20 protein-coding genes and 2 pseudogenes are annotated in these 25,722 nt (G+C 52.4%); 15 read left to right on the top strand and 7 right to left on the bottom strand.

The window, feature by feature from the left end; all coding sequences use genetic code 11:
* Positions 1 to 19 precede the first annotated feature (19 nt).
* The 5 genes and pseudogenes from rimP (at position 20) to ACI43T_RS08090 (ending at position 7,968) form a co-directional block, all read left to right on the top strand.
* Complete coding sequence (rimP, locus tag ACI43T_RS08075) at positions 20 to 451, top strand: ribosome maturation factor RimP (protein WP_405386395.1); 432 nt, start codon at positions 20 to 22, stop codon at positions 449 to 451.
* 30 nt (positions 452 to 481) lie between these two features.
* On the top strand, positions 482 to 1,984 hold the full coding sequence (nusA, locus tag ACI43T_RS08080) for a transcription termination factor NusA (RefSeq protein ID WP_293277506.1): 1,503 nt from the start codon (positions 482 to 484) through the stop codon (positions 1,982 to 1,984).
* Between the two features lie 11 nt (positions 1,985 to 1,995).
* Positions 1,996 to 2,277, top strand: a pseudogene (locus ACI43T_RS12325) (translation initiation factor IF-2 N-terminal domain-containing protein); the annotation flags it as partial.
* Between the two features lie 324 nt (positions 2,278 to 2,601).
* A pseudogene (gene infB / locus ACI43T_RS08085) lies at positions 2,602 to 4,833 on the top strand (translation initiation factor IF-2); the annotation flags it as partial.
* Between the two features lie 249 nt (positions 4,834 to 5,082).
* A complete protein-coding gene (locus tag ACI43T_RS08090) occupies positions 5,083 to 7,968 on the top strand; it encodes a calcium-binding protein (protein ID WP_405386398.1) in 2,886 nt (961 codons plus the stop codon).
* 73 nt (positions 7,969 to 8,041) lie between these two features.
* On the opposite strand, the gene clpP is transcribed toward ACI43T_RS08090, so the two are convergent.
* The 6 genes from clpP to ACI43T_RS08120 form a co-directional block, all read right to left on the bottom strand.
* Positions 8,042 to 8,662, bottom strand: a complete 621-nt coding sequence (clpP, locus tag ACI43T_RS08095; protein WP_377081601.1) for an ATP-dependent Clp endopeptidase proteolytic subunit ClpP — start codon at positions 8,660 to 8,662, stop codon at positions 8,042 to 8,044.
* 82 nt (positions 8,663 to 8,744) lie between these two features.
* The gene (tig, locus tag ACI43T_RS08100) at positions 8,745 to 10,055 is read right to left on the bottom strand and encodes a trigger factor (protein WP_405386400.1); all 1,311 of its coding nucleotides are present in this window, start codon (positions 10,053 to 10,055) and stop codon (positions 8,745 to 8,747) included.
* A 258-nt stretch (positions 10,056 to 10,313) separates the two neighbouring features.
* Positions 10,314 to 12,758, bottom strand: coding sequence for a DNA translocase FtsK (locus tag ACI43T_RS08105; protein ID WP_405386402.1), 2,445 nt, complete (start codon positions 12,756 to 12,758; stop codon positions 10,314 to 10,316).
* Positions 12,759 to 12,907: 149 nt separating this feature from the next.
* Entirely contained in the window at positions 12,908 to 14,272 is a 1,365-nt protein-coding gene (locus ACI43T_RS08110; protein WP_405386404.1) for a sodium-dependent transporter, read from the bottom strand.
* 594 nt (positions 14,273 to 14,866) lie between these two features.
* The gene (locus ACI43T_RS08115) at positions 14,867 to 15,550 is read right to left on the bottom strand and encodes a pseudouridine synthase (RefSeq protein WP_377082019.1); all 684 of its coding nucleotides are present in this window, start codon (positions 15,548 to 15,550) and stop codon (positions 14,867 to 14,869) included.
* 149 nt (positions 15,551 to 15,699) lie between these two features.
* A complete protein-coding gene (locus ACI43T_RS08120) occupies positions 15,700 to 16,176 on the bottom strand; it encodes a pyridoxamine 5'-phosphate oxidase family protein (protein WP_293277519.1) in 477 nt (158 codons plus the stop codon).
* A 293-nt stretch (positions 16,177 to 16,469) separates the two neighbouring features.
* Between ACI43T_RS08120 and dnaQ the strand changes: the two genes are divergently transcribed.
* The 6 genes from dnaQ (at position 16,470) to ACI43T_RS08150 (ending at position 20,465) form a co-directional block, all read left to right on the top strand.
* Entirely contained in the window at positions 16,470 to 17,195 is a 726-nt protein-coding gene (gene dnaQ, locus ACI43T_RS08125) for a DNA polymerase III subunit epsilon (RefSeq protein ID WP_405386407.1), read from the top strand.
* Positions 17,192 to 17,878: a 2-C-methyl-D-erythritol 4-phosphate cytidylyltransferase gene (gene ispD, locus ACI43T_RS08130; protein ID WP_405386409.1), complete on the top strand. Its 687-nt coding sequence runs from the start codon at positions 17,192 to 17,194 to the stop codon at positions 17,876 to 17,878. The genes dnaQ and ispD overlap by 4 nt, the downstream gene beginning before the upstream one ends.
* A gap of 31 nt (positions 17,879 to 17,909) precedes the next feature.
* Positions 17,910 to 18,245, top strand: a complete 336-nt coding sequence (locus ACI43T_RS08135) for a hypothetical protein (RefSeq protein WP_405386411.1) — start codon at positions 17,910 to 17,912, stop codon at positions 18,243 to 18,245.
* A 203-nt stretch (positions 18,246 to 18,448) separates the two neighbouring features.
* On the top strand, positions 18,449 to 18,937 hold the full coding sequence (ispF, locus tag ACI43T_RS08140) for a 2-C-methyl-D-erythritol 2,4-cyclodiphosphate synthase (protein WP_405386413.1): 489 nt from the start codon (positions 18,449 to 18,451) through the stop codon (positions 18,935 to 18,937).
* Between the two features lie 66 nt (positions 18,938 to 19,003).
* Entirely contained in the window at positions 19,004 to 19,675 is a 672-nt protein-coding gene (rpiA, locus tag ACI43T_RS08145; protein WP_405386415.1) for a ribose-5-phosphate isomerase RpiA, read from the top strand.
* Between the two features lie 106 nt (positions 19,676 to 19,781).
* The gene (locus tag ACI43T_RS08150) at positions 19,782 to 20,465 is read left to right on the top strand and encodes a thermonuclease family protein (RefSeq protein WP_293277529.1); all 684 of its coding nucleotides are present in this window, start codon (positions 19,782 to 19,784) and stop codon (positions 20,463 to 20,465) included.
* A 153-nt stretch (positions 20,466 to 20,618) separates the two neighbouring features.
* Here ACI43T_RS08150 and ACI43T_RS08155 read toward each other — a convergent pair whose 3' ends face one another.
* The gene (locus tag ACI43T_RS08155; RefSeq protein WP_009174046.1) at positions 20,619 to 21,086 is read right to left on the bottom strand and encodes a universal stress protein; all 468 of its coding nucleotides are present in this window, start codon (positions 21,084 to 21,086) and stop codon (positions 20,619 to 20,621) included.
* 168 nt (positions 21,087 to 21,254) lie between these two features.
* Between ACI43T_RS08155 and ACI43T_RS08160 the strand changes: the two genes are divergently transcribed.
* From ACI43T_RS08160 to ACI43T_RS08175, 4 genes are all read left to right on the top strand, one after another.
* A complete protein-coding gene (locus ACI43T_RS08160) occupies positions 21,255 to 22,067 on the top strand; it encodes a tRNA threonylcarbamoyladenosine dehydratase (RefSeq protein ID WP_405386418.1) in 813 nt (270 codons plus the stop codon).
* On the top strand, positions 22,067 to 22,930 hold the full coding sequence (locus ACI43T_RS08165; RefSeq protein WP_405386465.1) for a segregation and condensation protein A: 864 nt from the start codon (positions 22,067 to 22,069) through the stop codon (positions 22,928 to 22,930). The genes ACI43T_RS08160 and ACI43T_RS08165 overlap by 1 nt, the downstream gene beginning before the upstream one ends.
* A gap of 121 nt (positions 22,931 to 23,051) precedes the next feature.
* Positions 23,052 to 24,269, top strand: coding sequence for a nicotinate phosphoribosyltransferase (gene pncB / locus ACI43T_RS08170; RefSeq protein ID WP_297958560.1), 1,218 nt, complete (start codon positions 23,052 to 23,054; stop codon positions 24,267 to 24,269).
* A 158-nt stretch (positions 24,270 to 24,427) separates the two neighbouring features.
* Positions 24,428 to 25,621 (top strand): amino acid aminotransferase, encoded by a 1,194-nt coding sequence (locus ACI43T_RS08175; RefSeq protein ID WP_405386420.1) that lies wholly within the window; start codon positions 24,428 to 24,430, stop codon positions 25,619 to 25,621.
* The last annotated feature ends 101 nt before the right edge of the window (positions 25,622 to 25,722 follow it).

Below are 25,722 nucleotides of genomic sequence, written 5' to 3' on the forward strand. Positions count from 1 at the left end.
TTATGTACTCTGGAGCGACATGGATATTCAAAATATTCTTGACAAGACTCTGCCGGGCTTGGGTTACGAGCTGGTGGATTTTGAGCTGACCGCGCAAGGTGATTTGCGCATATTTATAGATAAAGAGGGCGGCATTACCGTGGAAGACTGCGCGACTGTAAGCAATCATCTGAGCCGCGTTTTTACGGTGGAAAACATTGATTACAAGCGTCTGGAAATTTCCAGTCCGGGCCTTGACCGCCCGTTGAAAAAAGCCGCCGATTTCGTCCGTTTTGCGGGACGGCAGGCCAAAATCAAAACCCGTCTGCCGATTGATGGACAAAAGAATTTCATCGGCCGTATCGAAAACTGCGAAAACGGTACGGTCAGCATTTCGTTTGACGGCAAAAGCGTGGATATTGAATTCGACAATATCGACAAAGCCCGTCTGCGTCCCGAATTCAATTTTTAAAGTTATTGATAATGAACGGAGATTCTGAGAATGAGTCGTGAAATGTTGCAATTGGCCGAAGCATTGGCCAGCGAGAAAAACGTAGATACAGAAGTGGTGTTTCAGGCACTGGAATTTGCCCTTTCTACCGCCGCCAAAAAGAAAGCCAACCGCGAACATATGGATGTGCGCGTAGAAATCGACCGCGATACGGGCGAATACCGCACGTTCCGGCGTTGGCTGATTGTTGCCGACGAAGACTATACCTATCCCGATGTGGAAAAAACCATCGAGGAAATCCAAGAAGAAATCCCGGGTACGGAAATCCAAATCGGCGAATATTATGAAGAGCAGCTCGAAAACGAAGGCTTCGGCCGCCAAGCCGCGCAAACGGCGAAACAAATCATCCTGCAACGCATCCGCGATGCCGAGCGCGAGCAGATTCTGAATGAGTTTCTGGCAAGGAAAGAAGACATCGTTTCCGGTACGGTCAAGCGTGTCGAACGCCACGGCATCATCGTGGAGGTAGTGTCGGGCAAACTGGATGCGCTGATTCCCCGAGACCAAATGATTCCGCGTGAAAACTTCCGCAGCGGTGACCGTATCCGCGCTTTGCTGTTGAGAGTGGACGAAATCGGCAGTACCGGCCGCAAACAAGTCATCCTGAGCCGTACCGACAAAAATTTCCTGGCTAAGCTGTATGCGATGGAAGTACCGGAAATCGAGGACGGATCATTGGAAATCCGCGCCGTTGCACGCGATCCGGGACAACGGGCGAAAGTGGCCGTAAAAGCCAACGATCAACGTATCGATCCGCAGGGTACCTGCATCGGCGTACGCGGTTCGCGCGTGAACGCCGTCAGCAACGAGTTGTCAGGCGAACGTATCGACGTGGTATTGTGGTCGCCGGAGACGGCACAGTTCGTGATTAACGCGCTCTCACCGGCAGAGGTAACGCGCATCGTGATTGACGAGGACAAACATGCGGTGGATGTCGTCGTGGCGGAAGACCAGCTTGCACTGGCCATCGGCCGCGGCGGACAAAACGTGCGTTTGGCTTCCGACCTGACCGAATGGCAGTTGAACATCATGACCGTGGCCGAAGCTGACGAGCGCAATGCGGCAGAAGACGAAGCCATCCGCAAACTCTTTACCGAACATCTGAACATCGACGAAGAAACCGCCGACATTCTGTTACAGGAAGGATTTGCCACGCTGGAAGAAGTGGCGTATGTGCCGGCTGCGGAACTGTTGGAAATCGACGGTTTCGACGAGGAAATCGTGGAGGTTCTGCGCAACCGTGCGCGCGACGCGATTCTGACGCTGGCCATTGCTTCCGAAGAAAAACTGGAGGATGTGGCCGACGACCTGCGTTCGCTGGAGGGGTTGGATACCGAAATGCTGCGGGATTTGGCACAGGCAGGTATCATCACCCGTGACGATTTGGCCGAACTGGCCGTGGACGAACTGATTGAAATTACCGGCGTTACTGAAGAGGAAGCCAAAAAAGTTATTTTGGCCGCCCGCGAACACTGGTTTACCGAAAGCAACTGAGGGGGTAATAGATGAGTAACACGACAGTAGAACAATTTGCCGCCGAACTGAAAAGGTCGGTAGACGACCTGCTGAAACAATTAAAAAGCGCCGGTGTGGAAAAAAACAGCGGTTCAGACGGCCTCACTTTGGAAGATAAGAGCCGTTTGCGCGATTACCTGCAAAAGAAAAACGGTAATGAAGGCGGCGGTACCATCAGCGTGCGCCGTACCAGAACCGAAGAAAGCACTGTCGGCGGAGTGAAAGTGGAAACCCGCCGCCGCAGCCGCGCGGTCGTGATTCCTTCTGCGGAAATATCAACGGAAACAGCCAAAGCCGAAGCGGGAAAAGTCAAAATGCAGGCGGCCGCGGCGGAAGCCGCAAGGGTTGAAGCGGAAAAAGCCGCGGCAGAGAAAGCGGAAGCGGATAAGGCTGCCGCTGAAAAAGCGGCGGAAGAAAAAGCTAAAGCGCAAGCGGAAGCGGCCAAGTTGAAAGCTGCCAAAGAGGCAAAAACCGGAACAGAGAAAGCGGGTAAAACGGAACATCCCGCCAAAGAGGAATCGCAACCTAAAGAAACTCGACAGGCCAAACAGGGTAAATCGGCCAAATCCAAGGAAACGAAAAAGACGACCGTCGAACCTGAGGTGCCGCAACCCGTTGTCAGCGCGGCAGAACAGGCGCAGCGTGACGAAGAGGCACGCAGGGCCGCCGCCATGCGCGCTCATCAGGAGGCGTTGCTGAAGGAAAAACAGGAACGCCAAGCACGCCGCGAAGCCATGAGGCAACAAGTACAGCAGGAAGCAAAGGCTGCCAAAGAAGGTAAGTCCGCCGAACAAGGCGGCGTTAAAACGGCAGAATCTTCACAGAGGCCGTCTGAAAAAGCAGCGGCTGCCGGTGATAAATCCGCCGGCTCCGCCCGCATGAAAAAAGACGACCGTCACAACCGCGACGATGATAACCAAAGCCGCAACAGCAAAGGTAAAGGCGGCAAAGGCGGCCGCGACCGTAATGCGGCACGCGGCGGTGATGAGGAACGCGTACGCGGCGGCAAGAAAGGCAAAAAACTGAAACTCGAGCCGAACCAACATGCTTTCCAAGCGCCGACCGAACCTGTCGTACACGAAGTCTTGGTTCCCGAAACCATTACCGTGGCCGACTTGGCGCACAAAATGGCAGTCAAAGGCGTGGAAGTGGTCAAAGCCCTGATGAAAATGGGCATGATGGTGACCATCAACCAATCCATCGACCAAGACACCGCCCTGATTGTGGTGGAAGAACTCGGCCACATCGGCAAACCTGCCGCCGCCGACGATCCCGAAGCATTCTTGGATGAAGGCGTGGAAGCAGTGGAAGCCGAAGCGCTGCCGCGTCCGCCGGTTGTTACCGTCATGGGCCACGTCGACCACGGTAAAACCTCGCTGTTGGACTACATCCGCCGCGCCAAAGTGGTACAAGGCGAAGCGGGCGGCATTACCCAGCACATCGGTGCATACCACGTTGAAACTCCGCGCGGCGTGATTACCTTCTTGGATACTCCGGGTCACGAAGCGTTTACCGCCATGCGCGCGCGCGGTGCGAAAGCGACCGACATCGTGATTCTCGTGGTCGCAGCCGACGACGGCGTGATGCCGCAAACCATCGAAGCTATTGCCCATGCCAAAGCGGCGGGCGTGCCGATGGTGGTAGCGGTAAACAAAATCGATAAAGAGGCGGCCAATCCCGAGCGTATCCGCCAAGAGCTGACCGCGCATGAAGTCGTGCCTGACGAATGGGGCGGTAATGTCCAGTTTGTCGATGTTTCCGCCAAAAAAGGTTTGAACATTGATGCGTTGCTGGAGGCGGTGTTGCTGGAGGCGGAAGTGTTGGAACTGACCGCGCCTGCCGATGCTCCGGCCAAAGGTATCATTGTTGAGGCCCGCCTTGATAAGGGGCGCGGCGCGGTAGCGACATTGTTGGTGCAAAGCGGTACGCTGAAAAAAGGCGATATGCTGCTGGCCGGTACGGCTTTTGGCAAAATCCGTGCCATGACCGATGAAAACGGCAAGGCCATTAATGAGGCAGGTCCGTCGATTCCTGTGGAAATCCTCGGTTTGTCGGACGTGCCGAATGCAGGCGAAGATGCAATGGTATTGGCGGACGAGAAAAAAGCCCGTGAAATCGCATTGTTCCGCCAAGGCAAATACCGCGATGTGCGTTTGGCTAAGCAACAGGCGGCGAAGCTGGAAAATATGTTCAACAATATGGGCGAAAACCAAGCCCAGTCGTTGTCGGTCATTATCAAGGCCGACGTGCAGGGTTCTTACGAAGCCTTGGCAGGCAGTCTGAAAAAACTGTCCAACGAAGAAGTGGTGGTGAACGTGTTGCACAGCGGCGTCGGCGGGATTACCGAATCCGATGTCAACCTTGCCATTGCTTCGGGCGCGTTCATTATCGGCTTTAATGTGCGTGCCGATGCTTCCGCCCGCAAGCTGGCTGAAAATGAGGATGTGGAAATCCGCTACTACAACATTATTTACGACGCCATCGACGACGTGAAGGCCGCCATGAGCGGAATGTTGGCGCCGGAACAGAAAGAGCAGGTTACCGGTACGGTGGAAATCCGCCAGGTTATCAGCGTATCCAAGGTTGGCAATATTGCGGGCTGTATGGTTACCGACGGCGTGGTAAAACGCGATTCACACATCCGTTTGATTCGCAACAATGTCGTTATTCATACCGGCGAACTTGCCTCGTTGAAACGCTTTAAAGACGATGTTAAAGAAGTACGCATGGGTTTCGAATGCGGCCTGATGCTGAAAAACTTCAACGAGATCTTGGAAGGCGATCAGCTTGAATGTTTCGACGTTATCGAGGTAGCCCGTTCGCTGTAGTGCAGTAACTGGATTTTGAGCATAAAAAGGCCGTCTGAAAAAATCTGCAAAGATTTCAGACGGCCTTCTTTATATTTTTTGTATGAGAGTATCAATCGATAAATTGTCTGTAATAAATTGCGGAATTCACCGTAAACTTTATTTAAAGAAAAGATTTGAACTATTATGAAAAATTAAAGTCGAATACTTCGCAGTAATTTTAAATACTGTAAAAATTGAAATGAAGTCTACTGACGGGAAATATAAATCATGGAAGCGAACAAAGGTAATGTTTTAACAAAAGCACACACTGTCTATGCAGTAAGCCCAATTAAAGAAGCGTCTCCGAAAACCATGCAGGGAACGGCGGCAGACGATGTTTATTATGTAACCGGCAGCACGGATAAAATCAATGAAGCCGTCAACGGCGGTACGGACAGTGTATACAGCAATGTCAGCTACGTTTTGCCGAATAATGTTGAAAACCTTACGCTGACCGGTACGCAGAATATTTACGGTTTGGGTAATAATGCCGACAATACTCTGACCGGCAACGACGGTTACAACCGTTTGAACGGCGGCCGCGGCAACGATACCGTCTACGGCATGGGCGGTGAAGACAATATCAGCGGTGGCGAGGGTAACGACAAACTCTACGGAGGCGAGGGCAAAGATTCGGTCAACGGTGACGAAGGTGATGACAGGCTTTATGGCGGGAACGGCGACGATATTCTCAACGGCGGCAAGGGTAACGATATATTGCAGGGCGATATGGGCGAAGATACTTTTGTTTTCAATGCCGACAGCGGGCACGATACCGTCATCGATAATCAAGGTAACAATACCGTGCGATTCGGCAGCGGAATCCGTGCAGATAAAATTTCAATCGCGCAGACAACCAATGTTTCCGGTAATACGGATTGGGTCATCAAAATCAATGATGAAACTTCGTTAACCATCCGCAACCAATATTTGAAAACGGAAACCGAACCCGCCGTCAACCGGTTTCAATTCGGAGCAGAGACTTATACGGCGCGTGAATTGGCTTTGCTGAAAGAAGGGCTGTCTCGGCCGACTTATGAAGAACCGCCTAAAAATAAAATCATGGGAACTGCCAAAGATGACGTTATAAACGGTACGGACGGTAGGGATGTTATTGACGGCGGAGTCGGTAACGATACGCTCAACGGATATGCCGGAAATGACGAATTGATCGGCGGGGATGGTAACGACACGCTCAACGGCGGCGACGGACACGACAAACTCTGGGGCGATCAGGGGCAAGATACCATGCGCGGCGGCGTCGGAAACGATACTTACAAAGTGGACGACATCGGAGATGTGGTTATTGAAAATCCGGGCGAAGGGATTGACAGCGTAAACAGCAGTATCAGCTATACCTTGCCGACCAATGTTGAGAATCTTGAGTTATTGGGAGAGGCGAATATTTATGGCGCGGGCAATAATGCCGATAATTTGCTGGTAGGCAATGCAGGCCGTAACCGTCTGTACAGCGGTCGGGGCAACGATATCGTAGATGGCGGAGCCGGCAACGATCACATCAACGGAGGTGATGGAAACGACAGGCTCTATGGCGGAAAGGGAGACGATATTATCTATGGCGGAGCCGGCAACGATGTTTTGGACGGTGGAACAGGTAAAGACCGTCTGTATGGCGGAAAGGGCAACGATACTTATCTCTTCGACGGGCAAACCACCGTTATCGATGAGGCTTCCGACCGCAATACCGTCAGATTCGACGATAAAATCGATATCGGTACGCTTAGGCTGTTTACCCGTGCAGCCGACGGCGGCGGTACGGATTGGATTATTGCTTCCGTAAGAGGGGAAATGACCATCAGCCGCCAGTTTTCAGACGGCCTGTCCAATCCGGTTATCAGCAGATTTGAAATCGGCGGAAAATCATACAGTGCGGCCGAGTTTCAGAAAGCGGTGAGCGGAGGGCATTACGGCAAAAGCCTGTACGGTACCTCAGGAAATGACACGCTGCGGGGAACGGCCGACGATGATTATATTAATGGCGGCAGCGACGGAAGGGATACCCTCTACGGCGGAGACGGGGATGACCTCATCGTTGAACACAGTGCCTTAATTTTGGGTGTGCCTGACGATAAACTCTATGGCGGTAACGGCAATGACAGACTTTACGCAGATTCAGGAGACGATTTGCTGGATGGGGGCGCGGGTAATGACTATCTGGAAGGAGGATTGCATAAGGATACCTATATTTTCGGCAGAGGATACGGGCACGATACCATCTTTGATTTCATGTTTGATCTTGATGACGAATACACTCCCTTCATCCATGCGAATACGGTGAAATTCACCGGCGGGCTGACGCTGGACGACTTGGCAATTTCCGTAACCCGTGGATACGGCAAAGAAGGTATCGGCTATATGCCCCATCTTAATGATTTTGTTACCACTCCCCGCACGGACGGAGATACATGGAATATTTCGATTAAAGGTACGGATGATGTGCTGACCATCAAAAACCAGATGTGGATGGGGGCGGTGTCCAATTTTGAATTTGATAGCGGCAGCTATACTTTCAATCAGATTATCCAGCATTTCGGCTTGCGAATTTCGCATTTATCCGACGACGGCAAGGTAATCGAATATCTGGATGATAGGACAATAGGTCCAAGCAGTTCTTTTTATGAAGGAAGGGAACACATAATCTACGGTACGGATAAAGGAGATAAAATTCATATCCAAGGAGATTATTTCAAAAACACCACTTTTTACGGAGGCAAGGGTAACGATACCGTTGAAGTGGAGCGAAAAACAATCGTCGATGCCGGCATCGGCGACGATAAGATTACTTTCAAGGGAGATTCCGATACCGTAGTCTTCGGCAAGGGGAGCGGACATGATACCCTGAGTATCGGAGAAGGGGTCGGCGAGGCCGGCGTGCGTTTTTCAGACGGCCTGAGCATCAAAGATTTGGAAATCACCACCGGTACCAACTGGACAATCAAGTTGAAAGGTACCGACGATACGCTGACTATCCTGAATGCTCACACGAATAATGCCGATAGTTTCACATTCGCTTCGGGAGGAAGCTATACCGCTTCGCAACTGTTGAAGGCCGTAGGTGCAGATGATGTGACGGCCAATAACGGAGTGATTTGATTCCGAACGTTTGATATAAATGGAAAGGCCGTCTGAAACTTCGGTTTCAGACGGCCTTTTACGATTACCGTCGTCACGCCTGTATAGAGGCGCGGTTTTCCAAAACTTGGTCGACCAAGCCGTATTCTTTGGCTTCCTCGGCCGACATGTAGTTGTCGCGGTCGGTGTCGCGTTCCAAATCGGCCAGATCGCGGCCGCAATGTTTGGCGAGTAGGCGGTTGAGCTTTTCTTTCAGTTTGAGCAACTCTTTAGCGTGGATTTCAATGTCTGATGCCTGACCTGAGAGGCCGCCGCTGATGAGCGGCTGGTGAATCATAATGCGGCTGTTGGGCAGGGCGAAGCGTTTGCCTTTTTCACCGGCGGACAGCAGGAATGCCCCCATGCTGGCGGCTTGGCCGAGACACAGGGTCGATACGTTAGGTTTGATAAAGTTCATGGTGTCGTAAATCGACATGCCCGCCGATACGGAGCCGCCCGGAGAATTGATGTAAAAGAAAATATCTTTGTCGGGATTTTCGCTTTCCAGAAACAGCAGTTGCGCCACGACCAGATTGGCGGATTGGTCGTCCACCGGACCGACCAGAAATACGATGCGTTCTTTGAGCAGACGTGAATAAATATCAAAAGCGCGTTCGCCCCGACCGCTTTGCTCGATAACGGTCGGCACGAGGTAATTATTGAAGTCGAAGGTCATTTTTTGTTTCCTGTAAATGGTTGAAAAGCACCAAAACACGCTATGCGCCGCTTCGGTGCTTTCATATCTGTTTCAGACGGCCTTAGGCTTGAGCGCCCATGACTTCGTCAAACGATAAGGTCTTTTCGGTTACTTTGGCTTTACCCAGCACGAAGTTGACGACGTTGCTTTCGACGGCCAGCGATGTCGGGCCCTGCAGGCGGCTTGCGTCCGCGTAATACCAATCAATGACTTCCTGCGGGTCTTCATAGCTTTCGGCAAAGTTGGCAACCACAGCTTTGATTTGCTCTTCGGTCGGTTCCAGTTTGTTTTCTTCAACCAGTTTGGCCAAAATCAGACCCAATGCCACGCGGCGGTGCGCCTGTTCTTTGAACATATCTGCCGGCAGGTTCACCTGGCCTGCATTAGCCATGCCTTGGTTGACAAAGTTCTGCTTCATTTCTTCCGCCAGCCGTGCGGCTTCGTCGTTGACAAGGGCGTTGGGCACTTGGAGCTCGACCGCTTTGAGCAGCGCATCCATCACTGATTCTTTGGTTTGTTCTTGCGTGCGGCGCTCCACTTCGCGCGCTACGTTTTTCTTCACTTCTTCGCGCATTTTGGCGACATCGCCGTCTGCAATGCCTAACGCTTTGGCAAATTCGGCATCCACTTCTGGCAGGGTGGCTTCGGATACGTTGTTCAGGGTGATGGTGAATACTGCAGTTTTACCGGCAACGTCTTTACCGTGGTAGTCTTCGGGGAAGTTGACTTCCACGTCTTTGCTTTCGCCCGCTTTCATGCCGGCGATGCCGGCTTCAAATTCGGGCAGCATCTGACCGGAACCCAGTACGAAGGCGTAATTTTTAGAAGAACCGCCGGCAAACGGTTCGCCGTCGATTTTACCTTCGAAGTCGATGATGACGCGGTCGCTGTTTTGGGCCGCGCGGTCGACATGGTTGAAACGGGTACGTTGTTTGCGCAGGATTTCCACGGTTTTCTCGACTTCGGCGTCACCGACTTCGGAAGTTACTTTTTCGATTTCGCTGGCGGATAAATCGCCGATGCTGACTTCGGGGAATACTTCGAAGATGGCGGCGATTTTGAGGGAATCTTTGTCGTCCTGTTCTTCCACGCCTTCAAAACGGGGGAAGCCGGCGACTTTCAGGTTTTCGCTTACGGCGATGTCGTAGAACGCGCGTTGCACCAATTCGTTTATAACTTCGTTCTGAACGCTTGCGCCGTACATAGAGGCGACCATTTTCAGCGGGGCTTTGCCCGGACGGAAGCCGTCGATTTTAACGCGGCGTTGGGTTTGTTTCAGACGTTTGTCGGTTTCAGCGTTAATGTCGGCCCAAGCCAAAGACACTATTACTTTGCGTTCCAAGTTTTCTAAAGTTTCAACAGTTACGCTCATCGTAAGCCCTTAATTTGTTGTGTTGATTGATAAACGGATAACGGTTTCCCGCCTTTGCGGAAAGTGAAGCCCGGCAGGGCCGGAACGTATTGTTTTCCTGTCGCAGTTTCTAAGGCGGAAAAGGTAAAATTCAGCCGCAAAGTATATCACAATGTTCGGATAAAATATATTTCGCAGGGAGATGCGGCCCAATTCGGGAAAAGGCCGTCTGAAAATGCCTGCGGAGGTTTTCAGACGGCCTTTTTTAGGATTGCTTGTTTAGGCATTGTCTTTTTGTGCCAAAATGCGCCGGCTTCCGCCGGCGTCGGCAGGGGAGACGATACCGGCGTTTTCCAGTGCCTCCATCAGGTTGGCGGCTCGGTTGTAACCGACGCGCAGTTGCCGCTGCAATGCGGAGATGGAGGTCTTGCGCGACTCGAGGATGAAGGCGACGGCTTGATCGAACAGTTCGTCGCTGCCTGCATTCGGATTGACGATGTTGGTGGTTTCCAGTGCGGCTTCGCCGCTGAGCAAACCTTCAATATAGTCGGCGGGTGCTTGGGCTTTGACGAAGTTGACGACTTGGTGTACTTCGTCGTCCGAAACGAACGCGCCTTGCAGCCGCACGGGTTCGGCGCTGCCCGGTTGCAGGAACAATGAGTCGCCGTATTTCAGCAATTCGTCCGCTCCCATCTGGTCGAGGATGGTGCGGCTGTCGATTTTGCTTTGTACGGTAAACGCCATACGCGTCGGGATGTTGGCCTTAATCAGGCCTGTTACGACATCGACGCTGGGGCGTTGTGTGGCGACGATCATGTGAATGCCGGCGGCACGCGCTTTTTGGGCGAGGCGGGCGATTTGTTGCTCGACGGCTTTGCGTTCGGTCATCATCAGGTCGGCCAATTCGTCGATAACGACCACAATCATTGGCAGTTTTTCCAGCGGTTCGGGTTCGTCGGGGTTCAGACTGAACGGATTGAGCAAGGGTTTGCCTGCGGCTTTGGCATCTTCGATTTTCTTGTTGAAACCGTCTAAATTACGTACACCGGCGTGCGAGAGCAGGCGGTAGCGTTTTTCCATTTCGGCCACACACCAGTTCAGTGCCTGTCCTGCTTCGCGCATATCGGTAACGACGGGGCAGAGCAGGTGCGGAATGCCGTCGTAAATGCTCAGTTCCAGCATTTTCGGGTCTATCATGATGAAGCGGACTTCGTCGGGTTTGGCTTTGAACAACATCGACATAATCATGCCGTTCACACCGACGGATTTGCCCGAACCGGTCATGCCGGCAACCAAAAGGTGCGGCATTTTTGCCAAGTCGCCGACCACGGGCGTACCGGAGATGTCTTTGCCCAAGGCAACGGTCAGTTTGGATTTGGCTTCGGTAAACACGGGTGAAGAGAGAATTTCGCTCAACATCACGTCTTGGCGTTTTTCGTTCGGCAACTCAATGCCCATCGTGTTTTTGCCGGCGATGGTTTCGACAATGCGCACTGCCTGAAGAGACATCGAACGCGCCAAATCTTTCGACAAGGCGACAATCTGGCTGCCTTTCACGCCCTGAGCCGGTTCGATTTCATAGCGTGTAATCACGGGACCGGAAGTGGCGGACACGACTTGCACGCCGATGCCGAACTCTGCCAGTTTGGATTCGATAAGCTCGGCGGTTTGCTGCAATTCCTCAGGGTTGACGGTAACGGGTTCGCTTTGCGGGATGCGCAGCAAGTTGACTGCGGGTTTCTGGTATTCGCCGGAAGGTGGTGGATTGTTGAGGTTTTCGTCGTCAAACAGCGAAGTTTGGATTTTGGGCGGCGGGGCGACAGACACGGCAACTGACTTTTTACGGTTACTGTTGCTGCCTTCCAGCAGCGGTGCGGGGGCGGCGGTAATCGTTTTGGCTTCCTTGACCATGCGGCGGGTGTTTTTCGCGTCAGGCAGATCGGTAATGACGCCTTCCTGTTTTTTCGCAAACAGCCTGCGGAACAGTCCGACCAGCATGTTTTCGGTATTGCGGCCGGTTTTGGCCATAACTTCCAGCCAAGAGACTTGCGCCAGCAACGACACGGCAAGTAGCAGGATAACGGCGATAATCAACAGGCTGCCTGATTTGCCCAACAGCCAGCTTAAGCCGGTACCGGCGACCGCGCCGACCAAACCGCCCGCGCCGACGGGCAGGCGGTCGCCCAGTGTATTGTTAAGAAGGAAAAATTCCAAAATCGGGCTGCAAAACAACAGCAGCAGCAAAGCCATGCCTGCGATACGGTGGTTGTAGGGTTTGTGGTTTTCCTGTTTTTGCAACGGGCGGAAATTTTTATACAAAAACACGCAAGAGGCGGCAATCCACCACCAAAACGACAGGCCGAACAGATAGTAGCCGACGTCGGAAAGGTATGCGCCGAACAAACCACCGAAGTTGCGCACCTCTTCGACAGGCATCACGCTGTGCGACCATGCAGGGTCGGTCATATCGAAGCTGGCCAGAGAAATGCCGATGTAGGCGGTTACGACCAAACCCAGCAGCCACAAGGTATCGTTAATCAGATTGACGACATGTTCAGGACGGTTTTTCTTGGCTTCGTCCCGTTGCAGGGCTTTAGCAGCCTTCAGGTTTTCTGAAAGTTTGTTGGGTTGGGTTTTGACACCGGTTTTCCGCGTGTTGTTTTTGGCAGGACTGTTTTTTTGTCGCGGTGATGGCGATTTGGAAGAGGAAGGTTTTGTAGCCATAAATTCAAGATAAAGGCCGTCTGAAAACGGGTCGGTAATGTGCTGAAATGCCTGATTATACCGTATTTCGCTGCGAGAAACGAAACAAAGGCCGTCTGAAAGCCTGTTTCATGTTTTCTGACGGCCTTGATGAATATTGTCTGGTTCGGTTAGAACAGGTTGCTGACGAAAATCAGCAAAATCACCAGCGGCACGAGGTATTTCACATAGGCAAACCAAATATTGACCGTCTTATGGTTGCCTTTATAAAGCAATTCGTCCTTCGCTTCATCCTTCATCACGAAACCGACAAACAGCGCGGAGCCGAGAGCGGTCAGCATAAACAAGATGTTGCCGCTGATGTAGTCAAAAGCATCGAAAATATTTTTGCCGAACACGGAAACGTCTTTCCACGGGCCATAGCTCAGAATAGACGGGATGTTGCCGAAGATAAAGATAGCAGCCAATACAATCGTAATCGCGGCGGTACGGCGGATTTTGGTTTTTTCCTGAATGGTCGTAATCAACACTTCATAAATGGTCAGCGAAGTTGTCAGCGCAGCAATCAGAAGCAACGAGAAGAAAATCACGGCGAACACAGGTCCAGCCCACATATTCGAGAACACAATCGGCAAACTTTGGAATACCAAAGTCGGACCGGAATTAGGGGCGACGCCGAAGCTGAAGAGCGACGGGAAAATCATAAAGCCCGCAAGTACGGCGATGATGGTATTGGTAATTGCCGTAATGACTGCGGTTTGCACCAGATTTTCGTTTTTATCCAGATAGCTGGACAAGGTGATCATCACGCCGAAACCCAAACTCAGAGCGAAGAATACTTGCCCCAAAACAAAGACGAAAAGTTCTGCGGTAATCTTGCTGAAATCAGGCTTCAGATAGAAAGTAATCCCTTCCATCGCGCCCGGTAGGGTAACGTTGCGCACGACCATGGCAATCAGGAACAAAAACAGCAGCGGCATCAGGTATTTCGCCGCTTTTTCAATGCCGCCGATGACGCCTTTGACCAAAATCCATTGGTTCACCGCCACAAACAGCAGCGTATAAAACGCAATTTCCCAAGGGTTGTTTTCGATGTGTTCGGTAAAGAAGCTTTTCGTTATTTCGCCGCTGACAGGGCTGGAAATATTCAGATTTCCGCTAATAATATTAACGATATAGCTGATCACCCAACCGCCGAGCACCATGTAATAAGCCATAATGCCGAACGCGCCGAGTAAGCCCATCCAGCCAACCAGTTTCCAAATTTTAGCGACGGGTTTGCCGTTCATCGAGCCGCCGAACGCATCCAGCGCGTTCACACCTTTGCGCCGTCCGATAACGTTTTCCACTAAAATCATCGGAATACCGATAACAAACATGGCGATACAGAATAAAAACACATACGCACCGCCACCGTTTTCACCGACCAAATACGGGAAACGCCACGTTGCGCCGAAACCGACAGTCGCGCCGGCAACGGTAAGGATATAAGTCAAACGGTTGGACCAAGTTTGACGGGTTTGGTTTGCAGACATTCTTGATACGGATAAATAATTGGTAAAGAAGTGTAATATTATACGCTTAGGGATTTATCCGCTTTGACCAAATAATAGAAAGAGAAATAGTGTATTTTCCTGCTAAATTGGATAATAACAGGAAAATATCCTGCGAGAGGAATATAGAGGCCGTCTGAAGATACGATTTCAGTGAGGCTTGAATGATTTTCATGCTGTTGGTAATTGCAGCTGTATGCAGGTAGCCGAGTAAAAGTGAGAAGAGGGAGGAATGGACAGATAGATATTTTCTACGCTGTAAAATTAAAAAAATTAAATGGTAAGAAAATAATTTTATAGTGATAATATTTTTAGTTATTAAAAAATGCAGATAAAAAAAACCATCTATACTAAGGGGAAAAGTATAGATGGCCAAACACATTACGGGGAAAACGTCTTACTCACTTACTCACCCCTTGCGGGGTAAGTGTTACTCAGACAGGTGAATTATACAATAGTTCACTTTTCATGATGTTAAATTGAGTTAATACAATTTTGTTATATCTATATAACTGATTTTTATAAAATAAAAAATACAGAATATTTCACAAATTTGTTGAAAAGGTTGAAAATTTCCTACACACGGATAAATTTCCAACCGCCGGAGGGCAGACCGTCGGCGCTCCAATCGCCGAATTTTTCGCGGTGCAGGCGTTCGACCCGGTTGCCGGCGGCAGCTACCATACGTTTAACTTGGTGGTATTTGCCTTCGGTAATCGTCATCAGCAAGACGGTCGGTTTTTCCAATACTGCTTCGTCGGCAGCGACTGTCTCGTTGTCATCATGCAGCAATACGCCGTTTTTCAGCGTTTCGCACAGACGGTTGTCGGCAGCGTGTTTTAGAGTAACGCGGTAGAGTTTGGGAACCTTGTGTTTGGGCGAAGTAACCCGATGGTTAAACTGTCCGTCGTTTGTAATCAGTAAAACCCCTGTGGTGTCGGCGTCCAAACGGCCAACCGCCTGCATGTCAATATTGCGCATATGATTGGGAAACAGGCTGAATACGCTGGGATATTGCTGTGGTTTGTGCGAAGTTTCGTAATCGGCAGGCTTGTTGAGCAATATATAGAAATAGGGCAGGGGCACGGCAAAGATGGGTTCTCCGTCGATAGCCAGTGTTTCGACTTCTTCCGGTTTGATGCTGCTTTTGGCGTCGCTGCGGATTTCGCCGTTGACGGCTATGCAACCGTTATCAATCAGCCACTGGCATTGTTTGCGGCTGCCTAATCCTTGCGCTTGTATGTATTTGAGCAGTTGCATATCAGTTCCAGCAGTATTTTCAGACGGCCTTATTTTACTGGAAAAACCGGCGGGCCGTTGGGAAAACGGCGGTATGTCGTCCGGCCAAAAAAATCGCCCCTTTAAAATTTTAAGGGGCGCAAAAGGAACACAAACCACTACCAAAACTGTTACAAGGCAAATTCTCCTAATTGATGTGTTGCCGGATAAAGGGCCTTTACCAAATCGTGGGGTGAAAGCGATAAATCTTTGCTGTCTGTAGTCAGCCGTCCCTGCTGCGGGGTCAGTTCGAGCAAACGCGCATCGGCGGTTTGATTGAATTTGTTTTTCGTCCGCCGCATTTTGCGTTGTAGGGCGGAAACGACGCGGTTGTAGAGGCTGTCTTTTTGTTTGACTTCCCTTGTGCTGGCCACCCAGCTCAGACGCGCGTGGCTGTCTTCGTCTTCAATGAGCAGGATACCGGTTTGCGGCTGCTTCGCCTCTGCCATGCAGGGGAGCCAAACGTAATAACGACCGTCTAAGGTAACATATATAGCATCGTGCACTTCGCAATCGTTGCAACATTGCGTGGCTAAAAGCGAACGCACGGTTTGTTGATGCAGTCTCAGAATGTCGAGAGAGACTTGCTTAAAAATACTTTCCGGCATTTCTTTCTCCTTTCGTTCTGTGATTGCTGTTTCGTTGGATTGAATTATACGCAAAAAATCCAAGATTGCAAATGATAATTGTTATTATTGTCGTAATCAATGGTAACCTAATGATTTAAAATAAAATAAATTTGAAAAATTTTGATTTAAATCAAAAAGTCGTGTAGGTGTTCATATCAAAGCCTGAAAATAACTGGTGTTTTCAGACGACCTCAGATCTGTATGGCGGGACGGCTATACTTTCACCCCTCTGTTTAGTATGATGCAGCCAATTCAAACAGGACGACATTTTTATGAGCAAACGCCAGATTATCCTTGATACCGAAACCACGGGCCTTTATGCCGAAGGCGGCGACCGCTTGGTCGAGTTTGCCGGTCTGGAAATGATCAACCGCCAAATGACTGACAACAACCTTCATTTATATATCCATCCCGAACGCGATATGCCTGAAGAAGCGGCAAAGGTGCACGGTTTGACCATTGAGGTTTTGGAAGAGAAAAACGCGCCGCCGTTTGCCAAAGTAGGGCGGCAGATTGCCGATTTTATACGCGATGCCGAGCTGATTATCCACAATGCCAAGTTTGACGTCGGCTTCCTGAACATGGAATTCCGCCGTATGGGGCTGCCTTCCATCGAGGAGCTTGGCTGTACCGTAACTGATACGCTGGCGATGGCGCGGGAAATGTTCCCCGGTCAGAAAGCCAGTCTGGATGCTTTGTGTAATCGCCTTTCTGTCGACCGCAGCAAGCGCGTGCTGCACGGCGCGTTGATTGACTGCGAGCTTTTGGGCGAGGTCTATCTCGCCATGACGCGCCAACAGTTTGATTTAATGGGCGGCGAAAAAGAAGAAGACGAGGAAGTCAAACCGGTCATTATTGCCGAAACCAAGCGTCCGGCTCATTTGAAGGTTATCAAAGCCAACGCAGAGGAACTCGCCGCACACGAACAATATCTGGACGGTTTGGGCGAAGCCTGTTTGTGGCGCAACAAAGCTGAAACAGCCGGAGCCGAAGAATGACGCGTCGCCATATCGCCCTGATTCCGGCCGCCGGTATCGGAGCGCGCTTTGGGGCGGGAAAGCCCAAGCAATACGTTGAAATCAACGGCAAAACCGTGTTGCAGCATACGATAGCCATTTTTGAAAACCATCCTGCCATTGATTTGATTGCCGTTATCGTATCGCCCGAAGACCAAACGTTTCAGACGGCCCCTTCCAGTAAAACACGCGTATTCCGTGTAGGCGGAGCAAGCCGTGCCGAAACGGTGCGCAACGGCGTATCCGCATTGTTGGTTCAAGGGTTGGCGGCGGAGCAGGACAACATTCTCGTTCACGATGCTGCCCGTTGCTGCCTGCCGCCCGAGGCGTTGACCCGTCTGATTGAGGAAGCGGGCGGACAAGAACAGGGCGGTATTTTGGCAATACCCGTTGCCGACACGCTCAAACGCGCCGACGGTAAAAAACATATCGGCGAAACCGTTTCCCGCGCCGGATTGTGGCAGGCGCAAACCCCGCAGCTTTTTCAGACGACCTTATTGCACCGAGCTTTGTCGGTCGAGGATTTGAGCGATATTACAGACGAAGCGTCGGCAGTGGAAAAGCTGGGCGTGCAGCCGCTGCTGGTGCAGGGAGATACGCGCAATTTGAAGCTGACGCTGCCGCAGGATGAATTTATTGTGAGGCTGTTGTTGCAGGCCGTCTGAAAATCTTATTTTTCTGAGTCAGGATGAGGCAATGAAAAAACCATTCGTATGGCTGAAATTGATTTTATTGTCCGCCTTTATTGCGGTCGTCGTATTTTATTCGCCCGAACAGAAGCAAGGATGGTATGGGCTGGTGTTTGTCGGAGCCGCTTATCTGTTTGCAGACGGCATGGAAAAACGTGCCGGCCAAAAAGCACTGGCCGCGCTATATGCCGATAAAGCAGAATCCTACCGCTGGTTGCAGCAGAATTTGTCGGGCAGCCGCATCCAGGATTTAAAACTTATCCGCCGACAGTTTAACCTGCCGCTGGCATTGGCGGTAAAAGTGTTGGACGAATATCTGGCTTCGGAACGCTCGGCAGATTGAATCGTCGCAACTTAGACTTTTTGTGCAAACTCGGATTGTTAGGAAACAAGCTGCCGTGAGTTTTGAAATATTCGAGTTTTCGTAAGCGGCCTATCAAATCAAATACTGAGGCCGTCTGAAAAAAGGGCTTAAAGAAAATCAATTTTGGGAACAGATGCTCAACCCGTTTTTCAGACGACCTGACATTGAAAAAAGGACAAAACATGAATATCCGTATCGGACAAGGCTACGATGTCCACCAACTCGTCGAAGGCCGCGATTTGATACTCGGCGGCGTAAAGATCCCGTTTGAAAAAGGCCTGCTCGGTCATTCCGATGCCGACGCGCTTTTGCACGCGATTACCGACGCTTTACTCGGCGCGGCGGGCTTGGGCGACATCGGCAGCCATTTCCCCGATACCGCCGCCGAGTTTAAAGATGCCGACAGCCGCGTATTGTTGCGCGAAGCGTATAGAAGCGTGCAGGCTTTAGGCTGGCGCGTTGTGAACGTGGACACGACCATCATCGCACAAAAGCCCAAACTCGCGCCGCACATTCCCGCCATGCGCGCCAACATTGCCGCCGATTTGGGCATTCAGACGGCCTGTGTGAACATCAAAGGCAAAACCAACGAAAAACTCGGTTACTTGGGGCGCATGGAGGCCATCGAGGCACAGGCGGCGGTGTTGCTGCAAAAAGCCGATACCCCATGACTGGCGGCATGAAAAGTGTTAGTATCGAAACAATCTACCTTCCCCCAACCGATTAGGAAAAACATTATGGCTACTCAAGACGAACTGAAACGCGTTGCTGCTGAAAAAGCAGTGGAATTCGTACCTGAAAACGAATACATCGGCATCGGTACCGGCTCGACCATCAATATCTTCATCGAGGCTTTGGGCAAAAGCGGCAAACAGATTAAAGGGGCGGTTTCCACTTCCGTGAAATCCAGCGAACTTTTGGCAAAATACGGCATTCCCGAAGTATCCTTGTCCGACGTGTCCGGTTTGGCGGTGTATGTGGACGGCGCGGACGAAGTCAACCGTATGCTGCAAATGATTAAAGGCGGCGGCGGCGCGCATCTGAACGAAAAAATCGTCGCCAGCGCGTCTGATAAATTCGTCTGCATTGCCGACGAAAGCAAATATGTATCCCGTTTGGGCAAATTCCCGCTGCCGGTGGAAGTCATCCCCCATGCGCGTTCGCTGGTGTCGCGCAAGCTGGTGGCGATGGGCGGCGAACCGGAACTGCGCGTCGGTTTCACTACTTTCAACGGCAATCAGATTGTAGACGTACACGGCCTGTACATCGACCGTCCGGTCAGCATGGAAGACGAAATCAACCGCATTACCGGCGTGGTGGAAAACGGCATCTTCGGCCATAACGCCGCCGACGTGCTGATATTGGGTACCGAACAGGGCGCGAAAGTCATCCTGCCCGGCCAAAACTGACTTGAACCCGATAATGCCTGAAAAATCAGTTTAAAAACAGGATAGGCCGTCTGAAAATTTTTCAGACGGCCTGATTGTTCAAATATCATACGGAGAAAACCCGATTATGTTCAAAAAGGCCGCAATCATCATCGCATTGCTCGGTGTGCTCGGCAGCGGGCAGACGGAATGGCTGGACACGGGCCTTGCCGCCGCACGGAAAATCAGCGGCGCCGTTCCCGAAGACCTGACCGAGCTGCTGTCGTCCGTAGTACGGCAAAAACAGCCGGAGCGCAGAAAGAGCATAAGCAAACAGGCCTATACCGGCCGCGTAAGCTCCGTATCCGACGGCGACACCCTGCACGTTACCGACAGCGACGGCCTCAAACATAAAATCCGCTTGGCCTATATCGACGCGCCCGAATTGCAGCAGGCTTACGGCACCCGTTCGCATCAAAACCTGAAAAGGGCGGCGGACGGCGAAAACGTGAATGTTACCGTTTTCGAGCTTGACCGCTACGGGCGGGAAGTCGCGCAGGTCCGCATGGACGGCGAGGACTTGAACCTGATGCAGATTCGGGATGGCGCGGCATGGCATTACAATGCCTATGCCGCGAAAAAACAGAAAAAAACGGACTACGCCGCCTATGCCGCCGCCCAGGAAAATGCGCGGCAGAGTCGCAACGGATTGTGGAACGGGCTGCACCCGCAGGCGCCGTGGGATTACCGTCGGGAACAGCGCGAAGTGCAGAACGGGCAGGGCGGCAGTAGGAAAAAACAGCAGGATAAAGAGTGGTTTAACCTTTGGTAGGCGGGGATATGCGGCCGTTTGTTTTAAAGGATGCAAAGGCCGTTACTTGCCAATCCGGCTAAAACGCCGAGAGGCCGTCTGAAACTGGATTTCAGACGGCCTCTCGCTATTATCGGCTCCTTTAGTGCCTTTGGCTTGCGGGGTATTCCCGATTCAAGCCTCTTCTTCCGCTTTACTACGGATAATCAGCAGCGGCAGGTGGCTCTGACGCATGACAGTTTCGGCAAAGCTGCCCATCAGGAGGTGCATCAGGCCGGTGCGGCCGTGGGTACCCAATACCAGAAGGTCGGCCCCGTTTTCATCGGCGTAATCCACCAAATCCTGCGCCATTTCGCGCGCGCCTTTGTTGGCGACGAGCAGGTACTTCACAACATCGGTCACGCCGTATCCCGCCGCCGTTTTCTCCGCGAAGTCCAAAACTTCGTTGCCTTGCGCCACCGCAGCGGCTTCATAGCTTTCGTGCTGGAGGAATTCGGGCGCGAGCGCCATGTATTCGGCCGGATTGGCCACATGGACCAGCGACAGGCGGGCTTGGACCGAGCTTGCCAGATCGGCTGCATGTTTCAACGCATTCAGAGCGGTTTCGCTGCCGTCGACAGCAACAACTAAATGTTTGTACATATTCATTCTCCTTGGCGCACCGCATCAAGCGGCAGGGTTGTAAAGTGAGTTTCGATTATGGCTGTTATTTCCGCATTGTGCAACAGCCCCCGCGCTTTCAAGTATAATGCGTCCGAACAATATTTCCAGCCCTTTCCTACCGATTTTTGACCCACCGCAAGGCAGAATATGTCCGATACCGATTTCTTGTTTTCACGCCGTTTCGGCGGTATCGCGCGGCTGTACGGCGACGATGCGCTGCAACGTTTCCGCAAGGCGCATGTCTGCGTGGTCGGCGTGGGCGGCGTCGGTTCGTGGGCGGTCGAGGCGCTGGCGCGCACGGGTATCGGCCGGCTGACCCTGATTGACTTGGACAATGTGGCCGAGTCCAACGTCAACCGCCAGCTCCATGCGCTGACCGACGATTTCGGCAAGCCGAAAGTAACGGCGCTGCACGAACGCATCCTGCAAATCAACCCGCAGTGCGAGGTGGAGGAAATCGAGGATTTTGTGGACGAAAACAATCTGGAAACAATTTTCAGACGGCCTTTTGACTTCGTTATCGACGCCATCGACCAGGTGCGCGTGAAAGCGGCGATGGCCGCATATTTCGTGCGCAGCGGCCGGCCTTTCATCATCAGCGGCGGCGCGGGCGGGCAGAAAAATCCCGCGCTTATCCGCACCGCCGATTTGTCTAAGGTAACGCACGACCCGCTGTTGGCCAACCTACGCTACACGCTGCGCAAGCGTTACGGCTTCAGTCGCGACACGAAGGAAAAAATGCGCGTGCCGTGCGTTTATTCCACCGAAAACATCACGCCGCCGCAGTCGGGCGGCACGTGTGCGGCGGACGCGTCGCCGCAGGGGTTGTCGTGCGCGGGTTACGGGGCGAGTATGCTGGTAACGGCAACGTTCGGCCTGTATTGCGCGCAGGCGGCGGTAGATGCGGTGGCGGCCGGTATGAGGCCGTCTGAAAACACCGGAAAAGGGAAAACGCGATGATGCCGCAGCCCGACTTCGCCGCCGGTACCGCCGCGCCGTCCGCACAACCGCCGATGCCGTCTGAAAATACCATTGCATGGGTGTTCGGCCAACCCGTTACCGATGTGCCGCAGGATTTGTTCATCCCGCCGGACGCGCTGAAAGTGGTGCTGGGCAGTTTTCAGGGGCCGCTGGATTTGCTGCTGTACCTGATCCGCAAGCAAAACATCGACGTGCTCGATATTCCGATGGTGAAAATCACCGAGCAATATCTGCACTACATTGCCCAAATGGAAGCCTATCAGTTTGATTTGGCGGCGGAATACCTGCTGATGGCGGCGGTGCTGATTGAAATCAAATCGCGCCTGCTGCTGCCGCGTCCGCAAGAGGCGGAAGAGGAAGAGGCCGACCCGCGCGCGGAACTGGTGCGCAGGCTCTTGGCTTACGAGCAGATGAAACTCGCGGCGCAGGGGTTGGACGCGCTGCCGCGGGCGGGGCGCGATTTCGCTTGGGCATACCTGCCGCTGGAAATCGCCGTCGAAGCCAAGCTGCCCGAAGTTTATGTCGCCGACCTGACGCAGGCCTGGCTCGGCATCCTTTCCCGCGCCAAGCATACGCGCAGCCACGAAGTAGTGCGTGAAGCCATCTCGGTGCGCGCGCAGATGACGTCGATTCTGCGGATTTTGAACGAAAAAGGTTTCAGCCGGTTTTCCGCCCTGTTCCGGCCGGAGCAGGGCGCAGCCTATCTGGTGGTCAATTTCATCGCGCTGCTGGAACTGGCGAAAGAGGGGCTGGTCAGGGTTGTGCAGCCCGAAAGCTACGGCGAAATCGAAATTCATTTAAAAAACGAAGAAACGGAAGCTGCTGCGGACGAAACTATTTGAAATATTGCAGGTCAATATTGAACATTGTAAACAATATCGGAACGCATCCGGACGCCGGATACCGCGTCGGCCGCGTTCCCATTCCATTTTTCCCGATATTTTCCAACAGCGGACAAACGATATGACACCGATAATCCAATCCCTGCTCGATACCGATTTATATAAATTCACCATGTTGCAGGTCATGTTGCACCAGTTCCCGCAGGCGCACAGCGTGTATGAGTTCCGCTGCCGCAACGAGACCACCGTTTATCCGCTGGCGGACATCCGGGAAGATTTCGAGCGCGAACTGGAAGCGTTGTGTATGCTGCGCTTTCAAGACGACGAGCTGGATTACCTGCGCCGCCTGCGTTTTATCAAAAGCGATTTCGTCGATTATTTGGAGCTGTTTCAGCTCAAACGCCGTTTCGTTACTCATTGGAGCGACGAGAAAGGCCGTCTGAACATCCGCATCGAAGGCCCGATGATTCAGGCCATGTTCTTTGAAATCTACATTCTGTCTATCGTCAACGAACTGTATTTCCGCCGCTTGGAAACGCCCGAAGTCATGGCCGAAGGCGAACGCCGCCTGCAAGAAAAGGCAGGCCGTCTGAAAGAGCTGGCCGTACAGCAGAACCCCGCCGACCCGCCGTTTCTCATTTCCGATTTCGGTACGCGCCGCCGCTACAACCTTGCGTGGCAGGAGCACGTCATCCGCACCTTGCTTGAAGCCGCACCCGACATCGTACGCGGCACCAGCAACGTCTATTTGGCCAAAAAGCTCGGCATCACCCCCATCGGTACGATGGCGCACGAATTTTTACAGGCTTTCCAAGCCTTCGATTCGCGCCTGCGCGACTTCCAGCGCGCGGCCTTGGAAAGCTGGGTACACGAATACCGCGGCGACTTGGGTATCGCCCTGACCGACGTGGTCGGCATGGACGCCTTCCTGCGCGACTTCGACCTCTACTTCGCCAAACTTTTCGACGGCCTGCGCCACGACAGCGGCGACCCCTACGAATGGGGCGACAAAGCCTATGCCCACTACAAAAAACTCAAAATCGACAGCCGCACCAAAATGCTTACCTTTTCAGACGGCCTCGACATCGAACGCTCGTGGGCGCTGCACCAGTATTTCAAAGGCCGTTTCAAAACCAGCTTCGGCATCGGCACCAACCTCACCAACGACATGGGCCATGTTCCGCTCAATATCGTGCTGAAACTGGTCGAATGCAACGGCCAGTCGGTGGCCAAATTGTCCGACACGCCCGGCAAGACCATGACCACCAACAACACCTTCCTCGCCTATCTGCGGCAGGTGTTCGAAATACCCGAGCCGGAACCGGAAGACGGGCGGTAAATACCGGCTGAAAACATGACGGCGGGCTGGATGACAGCCCGCTTTTTTGGGACAAGGCCGTCTGAAACGGGGCGGCGGTTTTCAGACGACATGAATCGGCGTAAAATTCTCTGCCAGAAATCCTACCATTTTTCACACTGCCCGATTAGAGGAAAACCATGTTCTTCAAGCACATCGAAGCCGCTCCCGCCGACCCCATCTTAGGCTTGGGCGAAGCATTCAAAGCCGAAACCCGTCCCGAAAAAGTCAACCTCGGCATCGGCGTTTATAAAGACGCATCCGGCGCGACCCCCATTGTCAAAGCCATCAAAGAAGCCGAAAAACGCCTGCTCGAGAGCGAAACCACCAAAAACTACCTCACCATCGACGGCGTTGCCGACTACAACGAGCAAACCCAAATCCTCCTCTTTGGCGCAGACCACGAAATCGTCGCCAGCCGCCGCGCCAAAACCGCCCAAAGCCTCGGCGGCACAGGCGCATTGCGTATTGCCGCCGAGTTCGCCAAACGTCAGTTGAACGCACAAACCGTCTGGATTTCCAACCCCACATGGCCCAACCACAACGCCATCTTCAAAGCCGTCGGCATCCAAGACAAGCCCTACCGCTACTACGACGCCGCCAAACACGGCTTGGACTGGGACGGCATGATTGAAGACCTCGGCCAAGCGCAAAAAGGCGACGTCGTCCTGTTGCACGGCTGTTGCCACAACCCCACCGGCATCGACCCCACGCCCGAACAATGGGAAACCCTCGCCAAACTCTCCGCCGAAAAAGGCTGGCTGCCCCTGTTTGACTTTGCCTACCAAGGCTTCGGCAACGGCCTAGAAGAAGATGCACACGGCTTGCGCACTTTCTTGAAATACAACAAAGAATTGCTCATCGCCAGCTCCTATTCCAAAAACTTCGGCATGTACAACGAACGCGTCGGCGCATTCACCTTGGTCGCAGAAGACGAAGCAACCGCCGCACGCGCCCACAGCCAAGTCAAAACCATCATCCGTACCCTCTACTCCAATCCCGCCTCACATGGCGCGAACACCATCGCCTTAGTGTTGAAAGACGCGGATTTGAAAGCCCGATGGATTGCCGAACTCGACGAAATGCGCGGCCGCATCAAAGCCATGCGCCAAAAATTCGTCGAGCTGCTTAAAACCAAAGGCGCGGCTCAAGACTTCGATTTCATCATTGAACAAAACGGCATGTTCTCCTTCAGCGGCCTCACGCCCGAACAAGTCGACCGTCTGAAAAACGAGTTCGCCATCTACGCCGTGCGCTCCGGCCGCATCAACGTCGCCGGCATTACCGATGACAACATCGACTACCTGTGCGAAAGCATCGTAAAAGTGTTGTAGTCCGATTAAAAGGCCGTCTGAAAAAGTTTCAGACGGCCTTTTCGTTAGCTTCGTTATATGGATATAACTTGTTGCCGTCTTGAAAAGCGTAGCGGATTGGC

It is taken from the genome of Neisseria oralis (assembly GCF_045062685.1).
Classification (GTDB): Bacteria; Pseudomonadota; Gammaproteobacteria; order Burkholderiales; family Neisseriaceae; genus Neisseria; species Neisseria oralis.